The sequence below is a fragment of the Streptomyces sp. NPDC042259 genome, from assembly GCF_055582085.1.
Genome location: NZ_JBVJDW010000002.1, coordinates 954,805 through 974,008, shown reverse-complemented (window position 1 = coordinate 974,008; position 19,204 = coordinate 954,805). Strand labels below are relative to the sequence as shown.

Genomic DNA, 19,204 nt, shown 5'->3' with positions numbered 1-19,204 from the left:
CGAGGATCCACCGGACAGGCCCTAAAGGACCAGCCCCGCCTGGCGCGAGGTGCACCGGGCGGGAGACCGTGGATCCCATGGGCACCACAGACAACGACCAGGACCGGGCCCCGGGCGGGCCCGCCGGCGCCGCCGAGCCGTCGCCCCGCGCGCTCGTCGCCGGGGCGACGGGCTACATCGGGGGCCGGCTCGTCCCCGAACTGCTCGACGCCGGGTACCGGGTGCGCTGTCTGGCGCGCGATCCACGACGGCTGCGCGACCAGCCCTGGGCGGGCCGGGTCGAGACCGCCAAGGCCGATGTGACCCGCCCGGACACCCTCCCCGACGCCTTCGCCGACGTGGACGTCCTCTACTACCTCGTCCACGCGCTCGGCACCGGCAAGGACTTCGAGGAGACCGACCGGCGGGCGGCGCTCGCCGTCGGGCGCGCCGCAAAGGCCGCCGGGGTGCGCCGCATCGTCTACCTCGGCGGACTCTCCCCCCGCCAGGTACCCGAACGCCTGCTCTCACCGCACTTGCGCTCCCGCGCGGAAGTCGGCCGGATCCTCCTCGCCAGCGGCGTCCCCACGGCGCAGCTGCGCGCCGCGGTGATCATCGGATCCGGTTCCGCCTCCTTCGAGATGCTCCGCTACCTCACCGAACGGCTCCCGGTGATGGTCGCCCCGAAGTGGGTGAACACCCGCATCCAGCCCATCGCCGTCCGCGACGTGCTGCGCTGCCTCGTGGCGGCGGCGCGACTGCCCGACGACGTCAGCCGCAGCTTCGACGTCGGCGGCCCCGACGTCCTCACCTACCGCCGGATGATGCAGCGCTACGCGGCCGTCGCCCGACTGCCTCGACGGCTCGTCCTGCCCGTGCCCGTCCTCACCCCCGGCCTCTCCAGCCTCTGGGTCGGCCTGGTCACCCCCGTCCCCAGCGGCATCGCACGCCCCCTGGTGGAATCGCTGCGGCACGAGGTGGTCTGCCGCGAGCACGACATCGCCCGCTACGCGCCGGACCCGCCCCAGGGCCTGATCGGTTTCGACGAGGCCGTGCGCCTGGCCCTCGCCCGTGTCCGGGACGCCGACGTCGCCACCCGCTGGTCCTCCGCATCCCTGCCCGGCGCCCCCAGCGACCCGCTGCCCTCCGACCCCGACTGGTCGGGCGGCAGCCTCTACGAGGACCGCCGCGAGGTGTCCGTCGACGCCGGGCCGAAGGCGCTCTGGCGGGTCGTCGAGGGCATCGGCGGGGAGAACGGCTGGTACTCCTTCCCCCTCGCCTGGTCCCTGCGCGGCCTCCTCGACCGCCTCGTCGGCGGCGTCGGCCTGCGCCGCGGCCGCCGGGACCCGCACGCGCTGCGCGTCGGCGACTCGCTCGACTTCTGGCGCGTGGAGGAGATCGAGCCGGGCCGGCTGCTGCGGCTGCGCGCCGAGATGCGGCTGCCCGGCCGGGCCTGGCTGGAACTGACCGTCACCCCCGACGGGCCGTCGCGCGCGACGTACCGGCAGCGGGCACTGTTCCGCCCCCACGGGCTGGCGGGCCACGCGTACTGGTGGTCTGTCGCGCCGTTCCACGCGATCGTGTTCGGGGGAATGGCCCGCAACATCGCGCACCGGGCGCGGTCGTACCACGGTTCGTAGGCCGCGGGCCGTCCGTTGCCGCCTGCGGCGGCGGGCGCCCTGAGGGCGCGTCCTCAAGCGCCGGACGGGCTTGATATGGCTGAGCTGACGGGGACAGCTCAGCCAAAACCAGCCCGTCCGGCGCTTGAGGACAACCGCCGCGCAGCGGCGGTGCGGGCGACGCGGGCCCGCGCGGGCCCGCGCATGGTGCGCCCCGCACACGGCCTAGGCGGCGCCGGCCAACGGGTGGAGGGCGGCGTATTCCAGCGGTGCCGACGGGTCGATGGACACCTCCAGCGGCGCGGGTTCCGCGCCCGACCGGACCAGCAGGTCGCCGACGGCCGCGATCATCGCGCCGTTGTCGGTGCACAGCCGCAGCGGCGGCACCCGCAGTGCGATGCCCGCCGCCGCGCAGCGGGCCTGGGCCAGCGCCCGTACCCGGGAGTTGGCGGCCACCCCGCCGACCACGACGAGGGTGCCCACGCCGTGCTCGACGCACGCCGCGACGGCCTTGCGGGTGAGGACGTCGGCCACAGCCTCCTGGAGGGACGCGGCCCCGTCCGCGACGGGCAGCGGCCGCCCGGCCTGCCGGTGCTTCTCCGCCCAGCGGGCGGCGGCCGTCTTCAGGCCCGAGAAGGAGAACGCGTACGGGGCGTCGCGCGGGCCGGTCAGCGGGCGGGGGAACGCCACCGCGCGCGGGTCTCCCTCGCGGGCCGCCCGGTCGACGGCGGGACCGCCGGGGTAGGGCAGGCCGAAGACCCGGGCCACCTTGTCGAAGCACTCGCCCGCCGCGTCGTCCAGGGTGTCACCGAGGTGGACGATCGGGTCGCGCGCCAGGTCCCGCACGAGCAGCAGCGAGGTGTGGCCACCGGAGACGATCAGCACCATGCCCGGGTCGGGCAGCGGCCCGTGCTCCAGGGTGTCGGCGGCCACGTGCCCGGCGAGGTGGTGCACCCCGTACAGCGGCACCCCCAGCGCGTACGCGAGCCCCTTCGCCGCGGCCACACCGACCTGGAGCGCGCCCGACAGGCCGGGGCCGGTCGTCACCGCGACCGCCCCGATGTCACGCATCGTCAGGCCCGCGTCGGCCAGCGCGGCCCGCACCACGGGCGCCGCCGCGTGCACATGCGCGCGGGCCGCGATCTCCGGCACGACACCGCCGAACCGCGCGTGCTCGTCCATGCTGGAGGCCACCGCGTGTCCCAGCAGCTTCCCGTCCCGCACGAGACCGGCACCGGTCTCGTCGCACGACGACTCGATCCCCAGCACCACCGGTGAACGCCTCACGAGCGGACCTCCTGCCTTCAATACGTAATTGCAAATCATATGCAACTGTAGTCAACCGGGTCCCGGCCGTGATGCCGTCGTCGCAGGTCAGTAGAGTTCCGATGCCCCTGTACGCCGCGAATCCCGAGGTGCGCCCACGTGAGCCAAGCCCCCGTGACGGTCGTAGGCATCGGCGCCGACGGCTGGCCGGGCCTCGCCCCCGGCTCCCAGGAGGCCCTGCGCCGGGCCGAAGTGATCGTCGGCGGCCCCCGCCAGCTCGGTCTGCTGCCACCCGAGTGCGCGGCGGAGCGCGTCGCCTGGCCCACCCCACTGCGCCCGGCCGTCCCCGGACTGCTGGCCGCGCACGCCGGACGGCGGCTGTGCGTGCTCGCCAGCGGCGACCCCATGTTCTTCGGCATCGGCCGCACGCTCGTGGACGCCCTCGGCACCGCCGAGGGCCTGCGGGTGCTGCCGCACCCGTCCTCCGTCTCGTACGCCTGCGCCCGGCTCGGCTGGCCGCTCGACGACACCGAGGTGCGCAGCCTCGTCGGCCGCCCGCCCGGCGCGCTGTCCGCCGCCCTGCACCCCGGCCGCCGGCTGCTGGTGCTCAGCGCCGGCGCGGACACCCCCGCCGAGGTCGCCGCCCTGCTGCGCGACCGCGGCTTCGGACCGAGCCCGCTGACCGTGCTGGAACAGCTCGGCGGTGGTGCCCGCGAGCGCCGGGTCGAGGGCACCGCCGACGACTGGCACCACGCCCCCGGCGACGCGCTGAACGTCATCGCCGTCGAATGCCGTCGCGCCGACGGGGCGCTCCGGCTGCCGCTCACCCCCGGGCTGCCGGACGAGGCCTACGAACACGACGGCCAATTGACGAAGCGTCATGTGCGGGCGGTGACCCTCGCCGCGCTCGCCCCCGCCCCCGGCGAACTGCTCTGGGACATCGGCGGCGGCTCCGGCTCCATCGGCATCGAATGGATGCGCACCCACCGCTCCTGCCGCGCCGTCACCGTCGAACGCGACCCCGTACGGGCCGCGCGCGTCGCCCGCAACGCCGAGACCCTCGGCGTCCCCGCGCTGCGCGTCGTCACCGGCGCCGCCCCCGCCGCGCTCGCCGGCCTGCCCACCCCCGACGCCGTGTTCATCGGCGGCGGGCTCACCGCCCCCGGCCTGCTCACCGCCTGCTGGGACGCGCTCCCGCCGGGCGGCCGGCTCGTCGCCAACACCGTCACCCTCGAATCCGAGGCGCTGCTCACCGACCGGTACCGACGCCACGGCGGCGAGCTGACCCGCCTCGCCGTCGCGCACGCCGTGCCCGTCGGCGGCTTCACCGGCTGGCGGCAGGCCATGCCGGTCACCCAGTGGTCCGTGGTCAAGCCCGCGGAGTCCGAGGTCACCCCCGCAGAAGGAGAAACCGACGCATGACCGTGTACTTCATCGGCGCCGGCCCCGGCGCCGCCGACCTGATCACGGTGCGCGGGGTGCGGACCCTGGCCCGGTGCGGGGTCTGCCTCTACGCCGGCAGTCTCGTCCCCCCGGAACTCCTCGCCGACTGCCCGCCGGACGCCCGCCTCGTCGACACCGCACAGCTCGACCTGGACCAGATCACCGCCGAGTTCGTCGCCGCCCACGAGACGGGCCTCGACGTCGCCCGGCTGCACTCCGGGGACCCGGCCGTCTTCAGCGCCGTCGCCGAGCAGATGCGCCGCCTCGACGCGGCCAAGATCCCCTACGAGATCGTCCCCGGCGTCCCCGCCTTCGCCGCCGCCGCGGCGGCGCTCGGCCGTGAGCTGACCGTGCCGACCGTCGGCCAGACCGTCATCCTCACCCGCGTCGCCCAGCAGGCCACCCCGATGCCCCCCGGCGAGGACCTCGCCACCCTCGGCCGCAGCAAAGCCCTGCTCGTCCTGCACCTCGCGGCCCGCTACGCCGACCGCGTCGTGGCCGAACTGCTCCCGCACTACGGCCCCGACTGCCCCGCCGCCGTCGTCGCCATGGCCAGCCGCCCCGACGAACTCGTCCTGCGCGGCACCCTCGCCGACATCGCCGGGAAGGTGAAGGAGGCGGGCGTGGTCCGCACGGCGGTCATCATCGTGGGCCGCACCCTGGCGGCGGAGCAGTTCCCGGACAGCCATCTGTACTCGACGACGCGCGACCGCCGCACAGGCTGACCACGGGCGGCCGGAGCCGGGCCACGCGGGCGGGCGAGCCGGGGCTCAGCGCCCGGCCGGACCGCGCGGCTCGGCCCGGCCCACGATCGTGCCCGCCCGGTCGATGCAGATGACGTCGACCGTGACCGGCGCCCCGCGCAGCACGGCGAGGGCCTCGTCACGGGCGGTCGCCGCGACGAGGTCGCCGAGGGGGACACCGCGTGCCGCGCACAGGGTCAGCGCCTCCAGACCGGTGTTGGCGGCGGCCACCGCGGCCGCCAGTTCCGCGTCCGCGCCGCCGTGACGGGCCAGCTCCGCGAGGAAGCCCTTGTCCACCTGCGAGCGGGCCGAGTGCAGGTCCAGATGCCCGGCCGCGAGCTTGGAGAGCTTCGCGAAACCACCTGCGACGGTGAGCCGGTCGACCGGGTGACGGCGTACGTACTTCAGGACCGCCCCCGCGAAGTCGCCCATGTCCAGCAGGGCGTCCTCGGGCAGCCCGTGCACGGCGACCGCGACCTTCTCCGACGTCGAACCCGTACAGCCCGCCACATGCGTGCGCCCCGCAGCGCGGGCCACGTCCACCCCGCGCCGGATGCTGTCGATCCAGGCCGAGCAGGAGTAGGGAACGACGATGCCCGTGGTGCCGAGGATGGAGATGCCGCCCAAAATGCCCAGGCGCGGGTTCCAGGTCGAGCGGGCGATCTCCTCGCCGTGATCGACCGACACCTCGATCTCCACGTCCCCGGCCCCCTTGTACCGGGCGGCGACCTCGGCCACGTGATCGCGCATCATCTGCCGGGGGACGGGATTGACCGCCGGTTCGCCGACGGCCAGCGGCAGCCCCGGCCGGGTGACCGTCCCCACCCCCGGGCCCGCCCGGAAGACCACCCCCGAGCCGGGCGGCAGCGCCCGGACCGTGGCCCGGATCAACGCCCCGTGCGTGACGTCCGGATCGTCCCCGGCGTCCTTGACGATCGCCGCCATGGCCGTCCGGCCGCCGTCGCGCAGCTCCTCGGCGGCGAGCGCGAAAGCGGGGGTCTGCCCCTTCGGCAGGGTGATCGTCACGGGGTCGGGAAAGTCGCCGGTGAGCAGCGCGGTGTACGCGGCGGTGGTCGCCGCCGTCGCACAGGCACCGGTGGTCCAGCCGGACCGCAGCCCGGTGTGCGCGAGCTGCGCGCCGCGCCCGCTCGCGGTCGCCTCGGCCTTGACGTCAGTCACGGGGGGCTCCGCCGGTCCGGCTAATCTGACCAGTCGGTGCCACGGCGGCACCGGCCGGGCCGGGCGCCCGGCACACCGGCCCACGACGGGCCCGACGGAGGAGAGCCGCGGTGCACGTCCTGATCCTCGGCGGCACGACCGAGGCGCGGCGGCTCGCGGCCGAGCTGGCGGCCGACCCCGCGCTGCGCGTCACCAGCTCCCTGGCGGGGCGCGTCGCCGCACCGCGCCTGCCCGCGGGGCAGGTACGGATCGGGGGGTTCGGGGGGCCCGAGGGCCTGGCCCGGTGGCTGCGCGAGCAGCAGGTGGACGCGCTCATCGACGCCACCCATCCTTTCGCCGGCACGATCAGTTTCAACGCGGCACGGGCTGCCGCGGACGTCCATGTTCCCCTGCTGGCCGTCCGGCGTCCCGGCTGGGTCGCCGGCCCGGACGACGACTGGCGCCCGGTCGGCTCACTGACCGAGGCGGCGGACACGCTGCCCGGGCTCGGACGGCGGGTGTTCCTGACCACGGGGAGGATGGGCCTCGCGGCCTTTGCCCACCTGGAGGATATGTGGTTCCTCGTCCGCTCCGTGGACGCCCCGGAACCACCGATGCCGGTGCGCACGGAGATACTGCTGGACCGGGGCCCCTTCACGGTGGAGGGCGAGGCGGAGCTGCTGCGCCGGTACGGCATCGACGTCCTGGTCACGAAGGACAGCGGGGCGGCGGCGACGGCCGCGAAGCTCGTCGCCGCGCGCGAGGCGCGCATCCCGGTGGTCGTCGTCCGACGCCCCCCGGCCCCGGAGGGAGTGCCGGTCGCGACGGACCCGGCGGAAGCGGTGCGCTGGCTGCGCGCGCAAGTGGGCTGACGGTGCCGGTTCCGCTCCGGCGCGCGGACGGGAGCCGATACGGTTCGGAGTACGCCGGAAGGAGGCCCCATGACCGCACAGCCCGCCGAAGAGCCAGCCGAGCTCATCCCACGGCCCGAGATGACCTTCCCCGCGCTACGGGCCGCGCTCGCGCGTGTGGCCTCTTCCCGCCTCGCGGAGTTCCAGGCGGACCGTGATTCGACGTTCACCGCGGCCACCCAGCACGCCTCGTTCCAGCCGATCCGGATGTTCCAGATCAAGTGGGCGACCGAGATCGAGATCGAGCGCCGCCCCGCCCTGGCCGCCCGCTACCGTGCGGCTCTGGACGGTGCGAACACCCTCGACCGCGACGACCCGAAATGGCGAGAAGCCATGGACGCGTGCATGGCCGTCCGTGACGAGGCTCGCGCCGCGGTGACCGGTGAGTGACACCTGGGCGTGGGAGTACGACCCGGACCCCGAATTCGTCATCGGGGGTATCGAGAATCGCCTTCATCGCGAAAGTCGAAGAACGGGCCGATGAACTGGTCCGCGCCGCAGCCGCTTTGTACCTCGACGGGACGAAGTACTCGGGCGCGTCACCCCGGATGCAGGAAGAGACCATCGACGCGTCGGGCATGTTCGTGTACCAGGTCGTCCCACGCCACCAGTGCGTCTACATCCGCCAGGTTTCCTTCCTCGGCCTGTGACCAGTTCCGGTGGTCCGGTCCGGCGTCGGCTGTGAAGCCGATGCCGGACCGCACCTGCTCGGATCACCGCTCCGGATACCGCCGGGGCGTCCAGACGATCTCCTCGCCGTCGCCGCGGCGTACCGCGCGGGTCTGCGTGGAGCCGACGATGAGGATCGTGCGCATGTCGACCTCTTCCGGGTCCAGGGCACCGAGGCGGACGATCCGTACGCTTTCCTCCGGGCCGCCCACGTCCCGGCCCAGAACGACCGGGGTGTCGGCCGGGCGGTGTTCCAGCAGGAGGTCGCGGGCCTTGCCGACCTGCCAGACGCGGCTGCGGGAGCCGGGGTTGTACAGGGCGAGGACCAGGTCCGCCGCCGCGGCGGACCGCAGGCGTTCCGCGATGACCTCCCACGGCTTGAGCCGGTCGGACAGCGACACGACCGCGTAGTCGTGGCCGAGCGGCGCGCCCGCCCGTGCTGCGGCCGCGTGGGCCGCCGTCATGCCGGGCAGCACCCGGACGGGCACCTCGCGGTACGGGTCCTCCGAGGCGATCTCCAGTACGGCCGTCGCCATCGCGAAGACGCCCGGGTCCCCGGAGGAGACGACGGCGACCCGCCGCCCCTGCCGGGCGAGGTCGAGTGCGAACTCGGCACGCTCGGACTCCACCTTGTTGTCCGACGGGTGCCGCCGCTGGCCCGGCCGCACGGGCACCCGGTCCACGTACGTGCTGTAGCCGACGACGTCCTCGGCCGCCGCCAGCTCGCCGCGCGCCTCCGGCGTCAGCCACAGCGGGCCGGCCGGGCCGAGCCCGACGACCACGACCTCGCCGCGGCCCGAGGCGGCCGGAGCCGCGTCGACGCGGCTCGGCAGGACCGCCACCGAGAAGTACGGCACCGACGCGGGGTCCACCTCCGCCAGCGGGCCCGTACGCTCCCCGGGCATCGTCGCGCGCTCGACGTACCGGGCGTCCGCGAGCCGGCCCGCGCGCTCCAGCGCGCCCCGGACGGCGGGGAACGTGCGGCCGAGCTTCATCACCACGGCCGAGTCGGTGGCGGCCAGGCGGGCCGTCAGCTCCTCCTCGGGCAGCGTGCCCGGCAGGATCGTCAGCACCTCCTCGCCCTCCACCAGCGGCTCGCCCAGCCGGGCCGCCGCCGCGCTGACGGAGGTGACCCCGGGGACCACCTCCGTGGGGTAGCGGTCCTTGAGCCGCTTGTGCATGTGCATGTACGAGCTGTAGAAGAGCGGGTCGCCCTCCGCGAGCACCGCGACCGTGCGCCCGGCGTCCAGGTGCGCGGCCAGCCGCGCCGCGGCCTCCTCGTAGAACTCCTCCATCGCGCCCCGGTAGCCGCCGGGGTGGTCGGTGGTCTCCGTGGTGACGGGGTAGACCAGCCGCTCCTCGATGTGGTCGGGGCGCAGATGGCGCTCGGCGATGCCGCGCGCGATGCTGCGGCCGTGCCGGGCGCTGTGGTACGCGACGACATCGGCCGAGGTGATGACGTCGACGGCGCGCAGGGTCAGCAGCGACGGGTCGCCGGGGCCGAGGCCCACTCCGTACAGCCGGCCCGTCGTCGAAGGCTTCTCGTTCACTCTTCCTCGCTCGCTATCGCGTTGATCGCCGCCGCTGCCATGGCGCTGCCGCCGCGGCGGCCCCGCACCACCAGGTAGTCGAGCCCCAAGGGGCTGTCCGCCAAGGCGTCCTTGGACTCGGCGGCCCCGATGAAGCCCACCGGTATGCCGATGACCGCGGCCGGGCGCGGCGCGCCTTCCTGGACCATTTCCAGCAACCGGAACAATGCCGTCGGCGCGTTGCCGACGGCCACGACCGCGCCGTCGAGCTTGTCGCGCCACAGCTCCAGCGCCGCCGCGCTGCGGGTCGTGCCCATCCGCCGCGCCAGCTCCGGCACCGACGGGTCGGCGAGGGTGCACAGCACCTCGTTGTCCGCGGGCAGCCGCTTGCGGGTCACCCCACTGGCGACCATGTTCGCGTCGCACAGGATCGGTGCCCCGGCGCGCAGCGCCGCCCGGGCGCGCGCTACCACCTGGGGGGAGTACGCGAGGTCCCGTACGAGATCGACCATCCCGCAGGCGTGGATCATGCGCACCGCGACCTGGCTGACGTCCGGCGGCAGTCCGCCGAGGTCGGCCTCGGCCCGGATGGTGGCAAAGGACTGGCGGTAGATGGACGCGCCGTCCTTCTCGTACTCGAACACTGTGCCTCGCTTGCTGGGTTGCGCCTGGTGGTGTCGTGCAGGTCGGTCCGCCGAGCGGCGGGCCGCCGCGACCGCGGCGGCCGGTCCCCCCGCCGTGGCGGGTGCGGTCACCGGTTCCGTTTCCGTCCGGCCGTCCCGTACCGCGATCCGGTAACCGTCACCGGTCGCGAGCACGTCGACCCATCTGCCGCCCGGGTGGCCGCACCGCCGCTCGCATCCGGACCAGTACACCGGCAGCCCCGCCGGGGGCAGCCCCGCCAGGCAGGCCGCCGCGTCCGCCCGTACGTCCGCGCGGGACTTGGCGCAGCCCGGCCGGCCCGCGCAGGCGCCCGCCCGGTGCCAGGGGGACGCGGTGGAGGTGACGAGTCCGGCGTCCGCGAGCGCCGCCAGCCGGGTGGGAGCCGTACCGGCCGGCAGACCGGGGACGACGATGCCGCGCCAGGGTGTCACACGCAGCTCGCCCGCCCCGTCCCGGGCGGCCGCGTCGGCCACCAGGGACCACTGGGCGGTGCTCAGCCGGCCGAGCGGCGCGGTCACCGACAGCGCGCACCGCCCGTCCGGGCCGGTGACCAGGCCCGGCTCGGCGGGGGAGCCGTGCGGGAGCCGGGGGTCGGCAAGCGGTGCGCAGGCGATGCCCGCGGCCCTCAGCCGGTCCGCCAATGCCGCGATGCGCGGGCGGTGTTCGGGCGCCAGGTCCCGCACGCGCCAGGCCTTGGCGCCGCTGTGGGACAGCGCCGCGAGGAACTCGCGCGCGGCCAGCGCGGCCGCGCGCGGCGCGTCGGCGGCGGCGATCCGCAGCCCGGGGCCGGAGGCGGCGAAGCACAGGACGGCTTGCCCCTCGCCGCTTGCGATCAATGTCACATCGGGACCGAGGGCCACGATGTCACCGCGCCCGTCGTCCAGACCGAAGAGGAAACGTCCCGACAAACCTGACAAATCCGGGTCGTCGGCACGGTCGGAGCCGGGGGCGCACAGCAGTGCGTCCAGGGCGCGCGCCCAGGCCTGCACATCGATTGCCCCCGTGCGGGACGGCTCGGCACCCCCGTGCGTCCCTCCGTGCGTCCCCGCGTCCAGGCCGCACAGCGGTGAGGCCGCCACATTGCGCACCCGGTCGTGCCGGTCCGACGGGAGCAGTCCCGCCGTCCGCAACCGGTCGGCCAGTTCGCCGCCACAGCCCTCGGCCAGCCCGCGCAACTGAACGTTGCCACGCGAGGTGATGTCGAGATTCCCGTCGCCCAACTCCCGCGCCACCTGCGCCAACACCATCGCCTGAGGGGCCGTCAACAGACCGGCGGGCAGCCGGACGCGCGCCAGCGCCCCGTCGTCCGCGGCGTGCAGCCGCAGCGCTCCGGGGCACGCGTCGCCGCCCGCGCGGACGGTCCGTCCGCCGGCGGCCGGTTTATCCCGCTCCGGGGGGGATGTGGGGGTGACGGGCATGGCGGCGAGCATACCGACGATCACACCGGGTGCACCGTCCTGTGCCAAACGGCCAGCGCTTACTATGCTCACCGGTGGCCAGAATCTCTTTATTCGTCCTCTGGTCCGCCAAACGCCAGCGACGGCGTCAGGGGAGGAAGCCGGTGTGACTCCGGCACGGTCCCGCCACTGTGAGCCCGGCAGCGATGCCGGGCGAGTCAGGAACTCCCGCCGTCCTCCAACCGCCCGGGGCGCGGACCCCGAGGAAGGCCAGCCGCCGCATGCGCACTTTCCGGTCCGGCACGCCCCGGGCGACCCTCGATGCCCTGGGGAGCGCCGCGTGATCCTTCTCCTGTCGACGTCCGACACCGACCTGCTCAGCGCCCGCGCGGCTGCCGCCCACGGAGGCCCGGTCCCGTACCGGCTCGCCAACCCCGCCCGGCTCGCGCTCGACGACCTGCCCGCGCTGCTGGAGGGCACCGACCTCGTCGTCGTACGACTCCTCGGTGGCATCCGCGCCTGGCAGGAGGGGCTCGACCTGCTGCTCGCCGGGGACCGCCCCGTCGTCGTCCTCACCGGCGAACAGGCACCCGACGCCCAGCTGATGGAGGCCTCCACCGTCCCCATCGGCATCGCCGCCGAGGCGCACGCCTACCTCGCGCACGGCGGCCCCGCCAACCTCGAACAGCTCGCGCGGTTCCTCTCCGACACCGTGCTGCTCACCGGACACGGCTTCGAGGCGCCCGCGCCCGCCCCCACCTGGGGCCCGCTGGAGCGCACCCCCAAGCCCGGCGCGAGCGGCCCGCTCATCGCGGTGCTCTACTACCGCGCCCACCACATGAGCGGCAACACCGCCTTCGTGGACACCCTGTGCGGGGCGATCGAGGACGCGGGCGGCCGCGCCCTGCCGCTGTACGTCGCCTCGCTGCGCGCCCCCGAGCCCGCGCTCGTCGAGGCGCTCACCGCCGCCGACGCCGTCGTCACCACCGTCCTCGCCGCGGGCGGCACCAAGCCCGCGGCCGCCTCCGCCGGCGGCGACGACGAATCCTGGGACGCCGGCGCCCTCGCCGCCCTCGACGTGCCGATCCTCCAGGCCCTGTGCCTGACCGGCCCGCGCAGCGCCTGGGAGGAGAACGACGAGGGCCTCTCGCCGCTCGACGCCGCCACCCAGGTCGCCGTCCCCGAGTTCGACGGCCGCCTCATCACCGTCCCGTTCTCCTTCAAGGAGGTCGACGAGGACGGTCTGCCGATGTACGTGGCCGACGCCGAGCGCGCCGCCCGCGTCGCCGGCATCGCCGTGCGCCACGCCCGGCTGCGGCACATCCCCGCGGCCGACAAGCGCCTCGCGCTGGTCCTCTCCGCCTACCCCACCAAGCACTCCCGCATCGGCAACGCCGTCGGGCTCGACACCCCGGCCAGCGCCGTGGCACTGCTGCGCCGACTGCGCGAGGAGGGCTACGACTTCGGGTCCGAGGAGGTCCCCGGGCTCGCGTCCGGCGACGGCGACGAGCTGATCTACGCCCTCATCGAGGCCGGCGGCCACGACCAGGAGTGGCTCACCGAGGAGCAGCTCGCCCGCAACCCCGTCCGCATCCCGGCCGCCGACTACCGGCGCTGGTTCGCCGAGCTGCCCGCCGAGCTGCGCGAGGCCGTCGAGGAGCACTGGGGCCCGGCGCCCGGCGAGATGTTCGTCGACCGCAGCGCCAACCCCGAGGGCGACATCGTCCTCGCGGCCCTGCGCCGCGGCAACCTGCTGATCCTCATCCAGCCGCCGCGCGGCTTCGGCGAGAACCCCATCGCGATCTACCACGACCCCGACCTGCCGCCCTCGCACCACTACCTGGCCGCCTACCGCTGGATCGCCGCCGCCCAGGCCGACGGCGGTTTCGGCGCCGACGCCATGGTCCACCTCGGCAAGCACGGCAACCTGGAGTGGCTGCCCGGCAAGAACGCCGGCCTGTCCGCCGCCTGCGGCCCGGACGCCGCCCTCGGCGATCTGCCGCTGATCTACCCCTTCCTCGTCAACGACCCCGGCGAGGGCACCCAGGCCAAGCGCCGCGCCCACGCCACCCTCGTCGACCACCTCGTGCCGCCGATGGCCCGCGCCGAGTCCTACGGCGACATCGCCCGCCTGGAACAGCTCCTCGACGAGTACGCGTCCATCTCCGCGATGGACCCGGCCAAGCTGCCCGCCATCCGCGCCCAGATCTGGACGCTGATCCAGGCCGCGAAGCTCGACCACGACCTCGGCCTCGACGACCGTCCGGACGACGACGGCTTCGACGACTTCCTGCTGCACGTCGACGGCTGGCTGTGCGAGGTCAAGGACGCCCAGATCCGTGACGGTCTGCACGTCCTGGGCGGCGCGCCCACCGGCGAGGCGCGGGTCAACCTCGTCCTGTCGATCCTGCGCGCCCGCCAGATCTGGGGCGGCACACAGGCCCTGCCGGGCCTGCGCGAGGCCCTCGGCCTCGACGAGTCCGCCGCCACCCGCACCACCGCCGACGAGGCGGAGGAGCGGGCCCGCGCGCTCGTCCAGGCCATGGAGGACGCGGACTGGGACCCGGCCGCGGTCGCCTCCGTGGCGGGCGGGCACGGCGACCAGGTCGCCGCCATCCTCGACTTCGCCGCCCGCGAGGTCGTACCCCGCCTGGCCGCCACCACCGACGAGATCGACCACGCGGTGCACGCCCTGAACGGCGGCTTCGTCCCGGCGGGCCCCTCCGGCTCCCCGCTCCGCGGCCTGGTCAACGTCCTCCCGACGGGCCGCAACTTCTACTCCGTCGACCCCAAGGCCGTCCCCAGCCGGCTCGCCTGGGAGACCGGCCAGGCCCTCGCCGACTCCCTGTTGCAGCGCTACCGCACCGACCACGGCGACTGGCCGAAGTCGGTGGGCCTGTCCCTGTGGGGCACGAGCGCCATGCGCACCTCCGGCGACGACGTCGCGGAAGCCCTCGCCCTGATGGGCATCCGCCCGCTCTGGGACGACGCCTCACGCCGCGTCAACGGCCTGGAGCCGATCCCCCTGGCGGAGCTGGGCCGCCCCCGCGTCGACGTCACCCTGCGCATCAGCGGCTTCTTCCGCGACGCCTTCCCGCACGTCATCGGCCTGCTGGACGATGCGGTCCGGCTGGCCGCCGCCCTCGACGAGGACGCCGACGACAACTACGTCCGCGCCCACGCCCAGGCCGACCTCGCCGAACACGGCGACGAACGCCGCGCCACCACCCGCATCTTCGGCTCCCGCCCCGGCACCTACGGCGCGGGCCTGCTCCAGCTCATCGACAGCCGCGACTGGCGCACCGACGCCGACCTCGCCGAGGTCTACACCGTCTGGGGCGGCTACGCCTACGGCCGCGAACTCGAGGGCCGCCCGGCCCGCGCGGAGATGGAGAGCGCCTACAAGCGCATCGCGGTCGCGGCGAAGAACACCGACACCCGCGAGCACGACATCGCCGACTCCGACGACTACTTCCAGTACCACGGCGGCATGGTCGCCACGGTGAAGGCACTCAAGGGCAAGGCCCCCGAGGCGTACATCGGCGACTCCACCCGCCCGGAGACGGTCCGCACCCGCACCCTGGTCGAGGAGACCTCCCGCGTCTTCCGCGCCCGGGTGGTCAACCCCCGCTGGATCGAGGCGATGCGCCGCCACGGCTACAAGGGCGCCTTCGAACTCGCCGCGACCGTGGACTACCTGTTCGGCTACGACGCCACCACCGGCGTCGTCCCCGACTGGATGTACGACAAGCTCGCCCAGACCTACGTCCTCGACCCGGAGAACCGCGCCTTCCTCCAGGAGGCCAACCCCTGGGCCCTGCACGGCATCGCCGAACGCCTCCTGGAGGCCGAGAGCCGCGGCATGTGGGCCAAGCCGGACGCGGAAACGCTGGAGGGCCTGCGCCAGGCGTTCCTGGAGACCGAGGGCAACCTGGAGGGCGAGGACTAGATCCGGGCGGCACGCCGCGGTGCGCGGGACACGGCTCTAGTGTGCTGCCCCATGAGTGGGTACTTACGTGAGAGCGAAGAGCGACCGTCACGCTTTCTCGGCGTGACGCTCGCGCAGCTGATCGGCGGGCGGCTGTGGGACGCCCTGCTCCGGGAAGGGCAGCCGCGGACGCACCGGCCCGGGGAGGTGCTGCTGCGGCAGGGGGATCCGGGCACGCACGTGCTCGGGATCACGGGCGGTTCCGTCAAGGTCGAGCGCAGGGAACGCGACGGGCGGGTGCGTGTGCTCGCCTTCCGGGGCGCGGGAGACGTGGTCGGCGAGGCGGCGGTGATCGACGAGGACGAAGTACGGCTCGCCTCGGTCGAGTCGATCTCCGCCTGCCGGGTCGTGGTGGTCACCAAGCCGCGGTTCACCCGCTTCGTGGACCGGCACCAGCTGTTCCCCGTCCTGCACCGGCACGCCCTGACCAGGCTTCGCGAGTCGGACCGGGCCCGGAGCTGTTACGGCGGTTCGCCCGAGCGGCTGGCCGAAGCGCTGCTGGCACTCGCGGAGGCGGAGGGAAGGGGAGCGCTGGAACTGGTGGTGACCCGGGCCGAACTCGCCCAGTACCTGGGCATTTCGCGCAACACCGTCAGCGCGCTGCTTCAGGAGATGGGCACCCGGGTCGTCACGGGGGAGCGCAAGTCCATCCTCGTCCACGATGTGGCGGCCCTGCGAGCGTTGGCCGGTGCGGGAGAGCCCCGGCTCTGACGAGGGGTGACGGCCGTCACAGTGGGTGTGCACCGGCAGTGCACACCCCGACGGCGGGCTCCAGCAGCATCGAAGGCATCGAGCCGAGGGCGGTCCGCACGGAGCGCCCTCGCCCGCCCCCTGTGGAGGAGCGACGCATGCCTTCGTCCGAAATGCTGCCGGCCGGCCCCCTGCCGTGGAGCGAGAGCCGCCCCCTGCCCCCCTACCGCGGCATCCTCGCCGTCGACGCCAAGGACTTCACCGGCAGTCCGGCCATCGAGCACGTCCACATCACCTCAAGCATCCCGCAACTCCTGGAGCAAGCCCTGGACCGGGCCGGGCTCCACCAGCTGTGGCGGAACCAGAGCTTCCCCAACAACACCGGCGACGGCTTCGTCTTCGGATTCGACCCCGTGTCGCTGCCTCATGTCATCCACCCCTTCCTGGGACATCTCCAAGAGGTGTTGACCGATTACAACGTCCACTCCATGGGCGCCTTCCGCATCCGCCTGAGGGCAAGCGTCCACGTCGGCCCGCTCCCGGACTCCGGGCAGCCCGGTGACGGCAACGGCACCCCACGCAACGACACCCACCGGCTGTTGGACTCCAGGCCGGTCAAGGCCATCCTCGCGGCGTCGAGCGAGAGCATCACCCAACTGGCGGCCATCCTCTCCCACCGGGTCTACGAGGACGCGATCCTCTCCGGCTACACCGGACGGCACCCCGACCACTTCATCGAGGTGCCCGCCACAGTCGAGGGGAAGTCCTTCCAACAGCTCGCCTGGCTGTACGTGCCCTCGCCGTCGGGGAACCTCTACGACCGGCGGATCCTCGGCGACAGCATGCCGCCGCCCGCGCCCGCCGCCGCGCCCGAACCGGCTCCCGCGCCGCCGACCGGCATGGTCGTCAACAACCGTGGCTTCTACACCCCTGACGCCCATGTCCACGGTGGACAGCATCAGAACTACGGCGGAGCCACCGGCCAGACCGGCGACGCGTGATGAGCCCCGAGGGCGGCGGCGGGGCGGAGATCCCCGACGTCCAGGACTTCGCCCGCATCTTCGCGGAACTGGGCTCACCGCCCCTGATCTGGAACACCATCTACAACCACGGTTCGGTGACCCAGGGGACGGTCCACGGCGGCCAGCACCTCGATGCCCGTCACGGTGGCCAGGGCGACGCGTTCGCGACGGCCGTCATGGTCGAGCGGCGGGAGGGCGCCATCTCCGCCGAACAGATCCGGCTCGCGATGGCGGGCTTCGCGCAACCGGCGTGGTTCGGCAGGGCCCTCGCACTGCTGGGTGGCCGCCTTCTCTTCCTCGCCGGGGAACCGGGAAGCGGCCGCAGGACCGCCGCACTCAACCTCTTGCGGCGGCACACCACGACGTTCGACCTGCGGGCCGTCGACTCCGACGTCGACCTGGCGGCCTGGCGGGCGGGCACGACCACCGCACGCGGGTACCTCGTCGACGGGTTGCTGGAGACCCGGGTACTGGAACTCGACACCATGGCCCTCGACCAGGTGAAGGCCCAGCTCGACCGCATCGACGCCTGCATGGTCATCGTCGTCGACAGCCGGTCGCCGCGTGTCTGCCAACACCTGGACGATGTGCTGAACGCCGCGTCCGTCCGCGCCGTACCACCGCCCCCGCGCACCGTGCTCGACGCCCGGCTCGACTCCGTCCTCCCCGGCCCCGAGCGGCGTCAGCGTGTCCTCGCCGCGCTGCCGCCCGGCCTGCTGGCGGAGATCCTCCCACCCGGCCTGGGGCCGGCCCAGGTGGTGGAAGTGGCTTCCGAGATCGCCCGCTTCGCCGGCCGGGAGTCCGACGCCGCGCAGATCCGCGAGCACTTGAGCTTCCGAGCCGCCGAGAGGGCGCCCCAGCTGCTGAGTTCACTGGCGGGCAACGCGGACGACCTGGCTCTGCTCCTGGCCACCAGCGTCTTCGAACACTTCGATCACACCCTGGTCGAGGAAGAAGCCCTGCGACTCCTGGAGATCGCGGCAGGACGCCTGGACCGGTCTCCTCGATCTCCCCAGTCTCCCCCGGGAGAGCCGCCCGACGGTGGGACCGCTGCCGTGCCCGCCCGTCCGCCCTTCGCGTTCCAACGGTCCCGTCAGGAGCGTTTCGCGGCCGTGGGGGCCCGCCGGGCGCCCGAGCAGGTCCGGGCCGCCTCCACCTACAGCTACCTCGTCCAACCGGTCGCCTTCACCCGGCACCTCCAGGGCCGGGCGGTGCTCGAACACGTCTGGCGTGAACACCGCGAGGCCGGCGAACTGCTCGTGGAGTGGCTCAAGGAAACCCCCGAAGGCCAGCGCCGGGGCGACCGGGCCGGGTTCATCCTCGGCCAACTGGCCCGCTGGAGCTCCGGACACCGGGCCCTCGACCCCGTCGGCGACCTGGCGGACTCCGCGAAGGCGGGGGACTGGAGGATGGCGGCCCGCGCTCTGGGGTCGGCGGCCGCCGACCCCGTGCTCACCAGCATGATCAAGTCGCGACTGCGCGACTGGAGCCGTGGCGCGAGCACCTCTCGGCGGGCTGTCGTCGCGCTGACATGCGCCACGGAATTCGGCCTGGCCAGACCGGAGATGGCGCTGATGCTGCTGCGGGAGTGTGCGAGCCGGGAAGACCCTTCCGGGGCCGTGCAGCCAGCCGTACGACGGGCCCTGTCGGCACTCTTCACCGAGCCCGGAAACCGGACGCTCGTCCGCGACACCTTGCTCGACTGGTCCGAGGGAACGGACCCGGTGCGCCGCACGGCATACGCGGCGTTGGCCCACCTGCTGCGGGCCGCGGCCGTGTCCGTGGAAGCGGGCGAGTGGTGGAGCCGCCATCTGCTCGGCATCCACCCCGGCGCCGGACGCTCCGACGAACGACACCCCACCCTCACGCTGATCCGCCGCGCCCTGAACGAGCCGGACACCTACGAGCCGATGCGCGCGGCCGTGCTGCAGTGGCAGCAGCGCTCCCTCACGGCCCCGCAGCGCGCCGAAGCCGTGGAGCACCTCACCGACACACTCGCCCATCACCTGCACGGCGGTGTCTTCAGGCTCTTCACCGACCTCGAGCGCGCGCGTCCCGCCCCCGGCGGCGCCCGGGCCGCCCAGGCCCTGGCCGACTGGCGCAGGGCCCCCTGACGAAAGGCCGAGC

13 protein-coding genes, 1 pseudogene and 1 riboswitch are annotated in these 19,204 nt (G+C 74.2%); of the genes and pseudogenes, 9 read left to right on the top strand and 5 right to left on the bottom strand.

What is annotated here, in order from left to right; translation table 11 throughout:
• Window positions 1-77: 77 nt before the first annotated feature.
• On the top strand, window positions 78-1,619 hold the full coding sequence (locus ACZ6MA_RS08660; RefSeq protein WP_469432135.1) for an SDR family oxidoreductase: 1,542 nt from the start codon (window positions 78-80) through the stop codon (window positions 1,617-1,619).
• A 204-nt stretch (window positions 1,620-1,823) separates the two neighbouring features.
• Here ACZ6MA_RS08660 and tsaD read toward each other — a convergent pair whose 3' ends face one another.
• Complete coding sequence (gene tsaD / locus ACZ6MA_RS08655) at window positions 1,824-2,870, bottom strand: tRNA (adenosine(37)-N6)-threonylcarbamoyltransferase complex transferase subunit TsaD (RefSeq protein ID WP_469432300.1); 1,047 nt, start codon at window positions 2,868-2,870, stop codon at window positions 1,824-1,826.
• A gap of 153 nt (window positions 2,871-3,023) precedes the next feature.
• Here tsaD and cbiE point away from each other — a divergent pair, with 153 nt between their 5' ends.
• Together cbiE and cobM are read left to right on the top strand one after the other, a co-directional pair.
• Window positions 3,024-4,286, top strand: coding sequence for a precorrin-6y C5,15-methyltransferase (decarboxylating) subunit CbiE (gene cbiE / locus ACZ6MA_RS08650; protein ID WP_469432134.1), 1,263 nt, complete (start codon window positions 3,024-3,026; stop codon window positions 4,284-4,286).
• On the top strand, window positions 4,283-5,032 hold the full coding sequence (gene cobM, locus ACZ6MA_RS08645) for a precorrin-4 C(11)-methyltransferase (RefSeq protein ID WP_469432133.1): 750 nt from the start codon (window positions 4,283-4,285) through the stop codon (window positions 5,030-5,032). Before cbiE ends, cobM begins: the two co-directional genes overlap by 4 nt.
• Window positions 5,033-5,077: 45 nt before the next feature.
• Here the strand turns inward: cobM and ACZ6MA_RS08640 are convergent, their stop codons facing one another.
• Window positions 5,078-6,229, bottom strand: a complete 1,152-nt coding sequence (locus tag ACZ6MA_RS08640) for a cobalt-precorrin-5B (C(1))-methyltransferase (RefSeq protein WP_469432131.1) — start codon at window positions 6,227-6,229, stop codon at window positions 5,078-5,080.
• A 110-nt stretch (window positions 6,230-6,339) separates the two neighbouring features.
• On the opposite strand from ACZ6MA_RS08640, the gene ACZ6MA_RS08635 reads away from it, so the two are divergent.
• Window positions 6,340-7,080 (top strand): cobalt-precorrin-6A reductase, encoded by a 741-nt coding sequence (locus ACZ6MA_RS08635; RefSeq protein WP_469432130.1) that lies wholly within the window; start codon window positions 6,340-6,342, stop codon window positions 7,078-7,080.
• Between the two features lie 69 nt (window positions 7,081-7,149).
• A complete protein-coding gene (locus ACZ6MA_RS08630) occupies window positions 7,150-7,509 on the top strand; it encodes a hypothetical protein (RefSeq protein WP_469432129.1) in 360 nt (119 codons plus the stop codon).
• Between the two features lie 323 nt (window positions 7,510-7,832).
• Here ACZ6MA_RS08630 and ACZ6MA_RS08625 read toward each other — a convergent pair whose 3' ends face one another.
• The 3 genes and pseudogenes from ACZ6MA_RS08625 to ACZ6MA_RS08615 all read right to left on the bottom strand — a co-directional run.
• Entirely contained in the window at window positions 7,833-9,338 is a 1,506-nt protein-coding gene (locus ACZ6MA_RS08625) for a precorrin-2 C(20)-methyltransferase (RefSeq protein WP_469432128.1), read from the bottom strand.
• Window positions 9,335-9,961, bottom strand: a complete 627-nt coding sequence (locus tag ACZ6MA_RS08620; protein ID WP_469432299.1) for a precorrin-8X methylmutase — start codon at window positions 9,959-9,961, stop codon at window positions 9,335-9,337. The genes ACZ6MA_RS08625 and ACZ6MA_RS08620 overlap by 4 nt, the downstream gene beginning before the upstream one ends.
• A gap of 432 nt (window positions 9,962-10,393) precedes the next feature.
• A pseudogene (locus ACZ6MA_RS08615) lies at window positions 10,394-11,227 on the bottom strand (nitrite reductase); the annotation flags it as partial.
• A 255-nt stretch (window positions 11,228-11,482) separates the two neighbouring features.
• Window positions 11,483-11,627: riboswitch (cobalamin riboswitch) on the top strand.
• A gap of 90 nt (window positions 11,628-11,717) precedes the next feature.
• Here ACZ6MA_RS08615 and cobN point away from each other — a divergent pair.
• The 4 genes from cobN to ACZ6MA_RS08595 all read left to right on the top strand — a co-directional run bounded on the left by cobN (window position 11,718) and on the right by ACZ6MA_RS08595 (window position 19,191).
• A complete protein-coding gene (cobN, locus tag ACZ6MA_RS08610; protein WP_469432127.1) occupies window positions 11,718-15,326 on the top strand; it encodes a cobaltochelatase subunit CobN in 3,609 nt (1,202 codons plus the stop codon).
• 102 nt (window positions 15,327-15,428) lie between these two features.
• Complete coding sequence (locus ACZ6MA_RS08605; RefSeq protein WP_469432126.1) at window positions 15,429-16,076, top strand: Crp/Fnr family transcriptional regulator; 648 nt, start codon at window positions 15,429-15,431, stop codon at window positions 16,074-16,076.
• Window positions 16,077-16,213: 137 nt separating this feature from the next.
• Window positions 16,214-17,056, top strand: a complete 843-nt coding sequence (locus ACZ6MA_RS08600; protein ID WP_469432125.1) for a hypothetical protein — start codon at window positions 16,214-16,216, stop codon at window positions 17,054-17,056.
• Window positions 17,053-19,191 carry a hypothetical protein gene (locus tag ACZ6MA_RS08595; protein ID WP_469432124.1) on the top strand — a complete coding sequence of 713 codons (2,139 nt, stop codon included), beginning with the start codon at window positions 17,053-17,055 and terminating at the stop codon, window positions 19,189-19,191. Before ACZ6MA_RS08600 ends, ACZ6MA_RS08595 begins: the two co-directional genes overlap by 4 nt.
• Window positions 19,192-19,204: the final 13 nt, after the last annotated feature.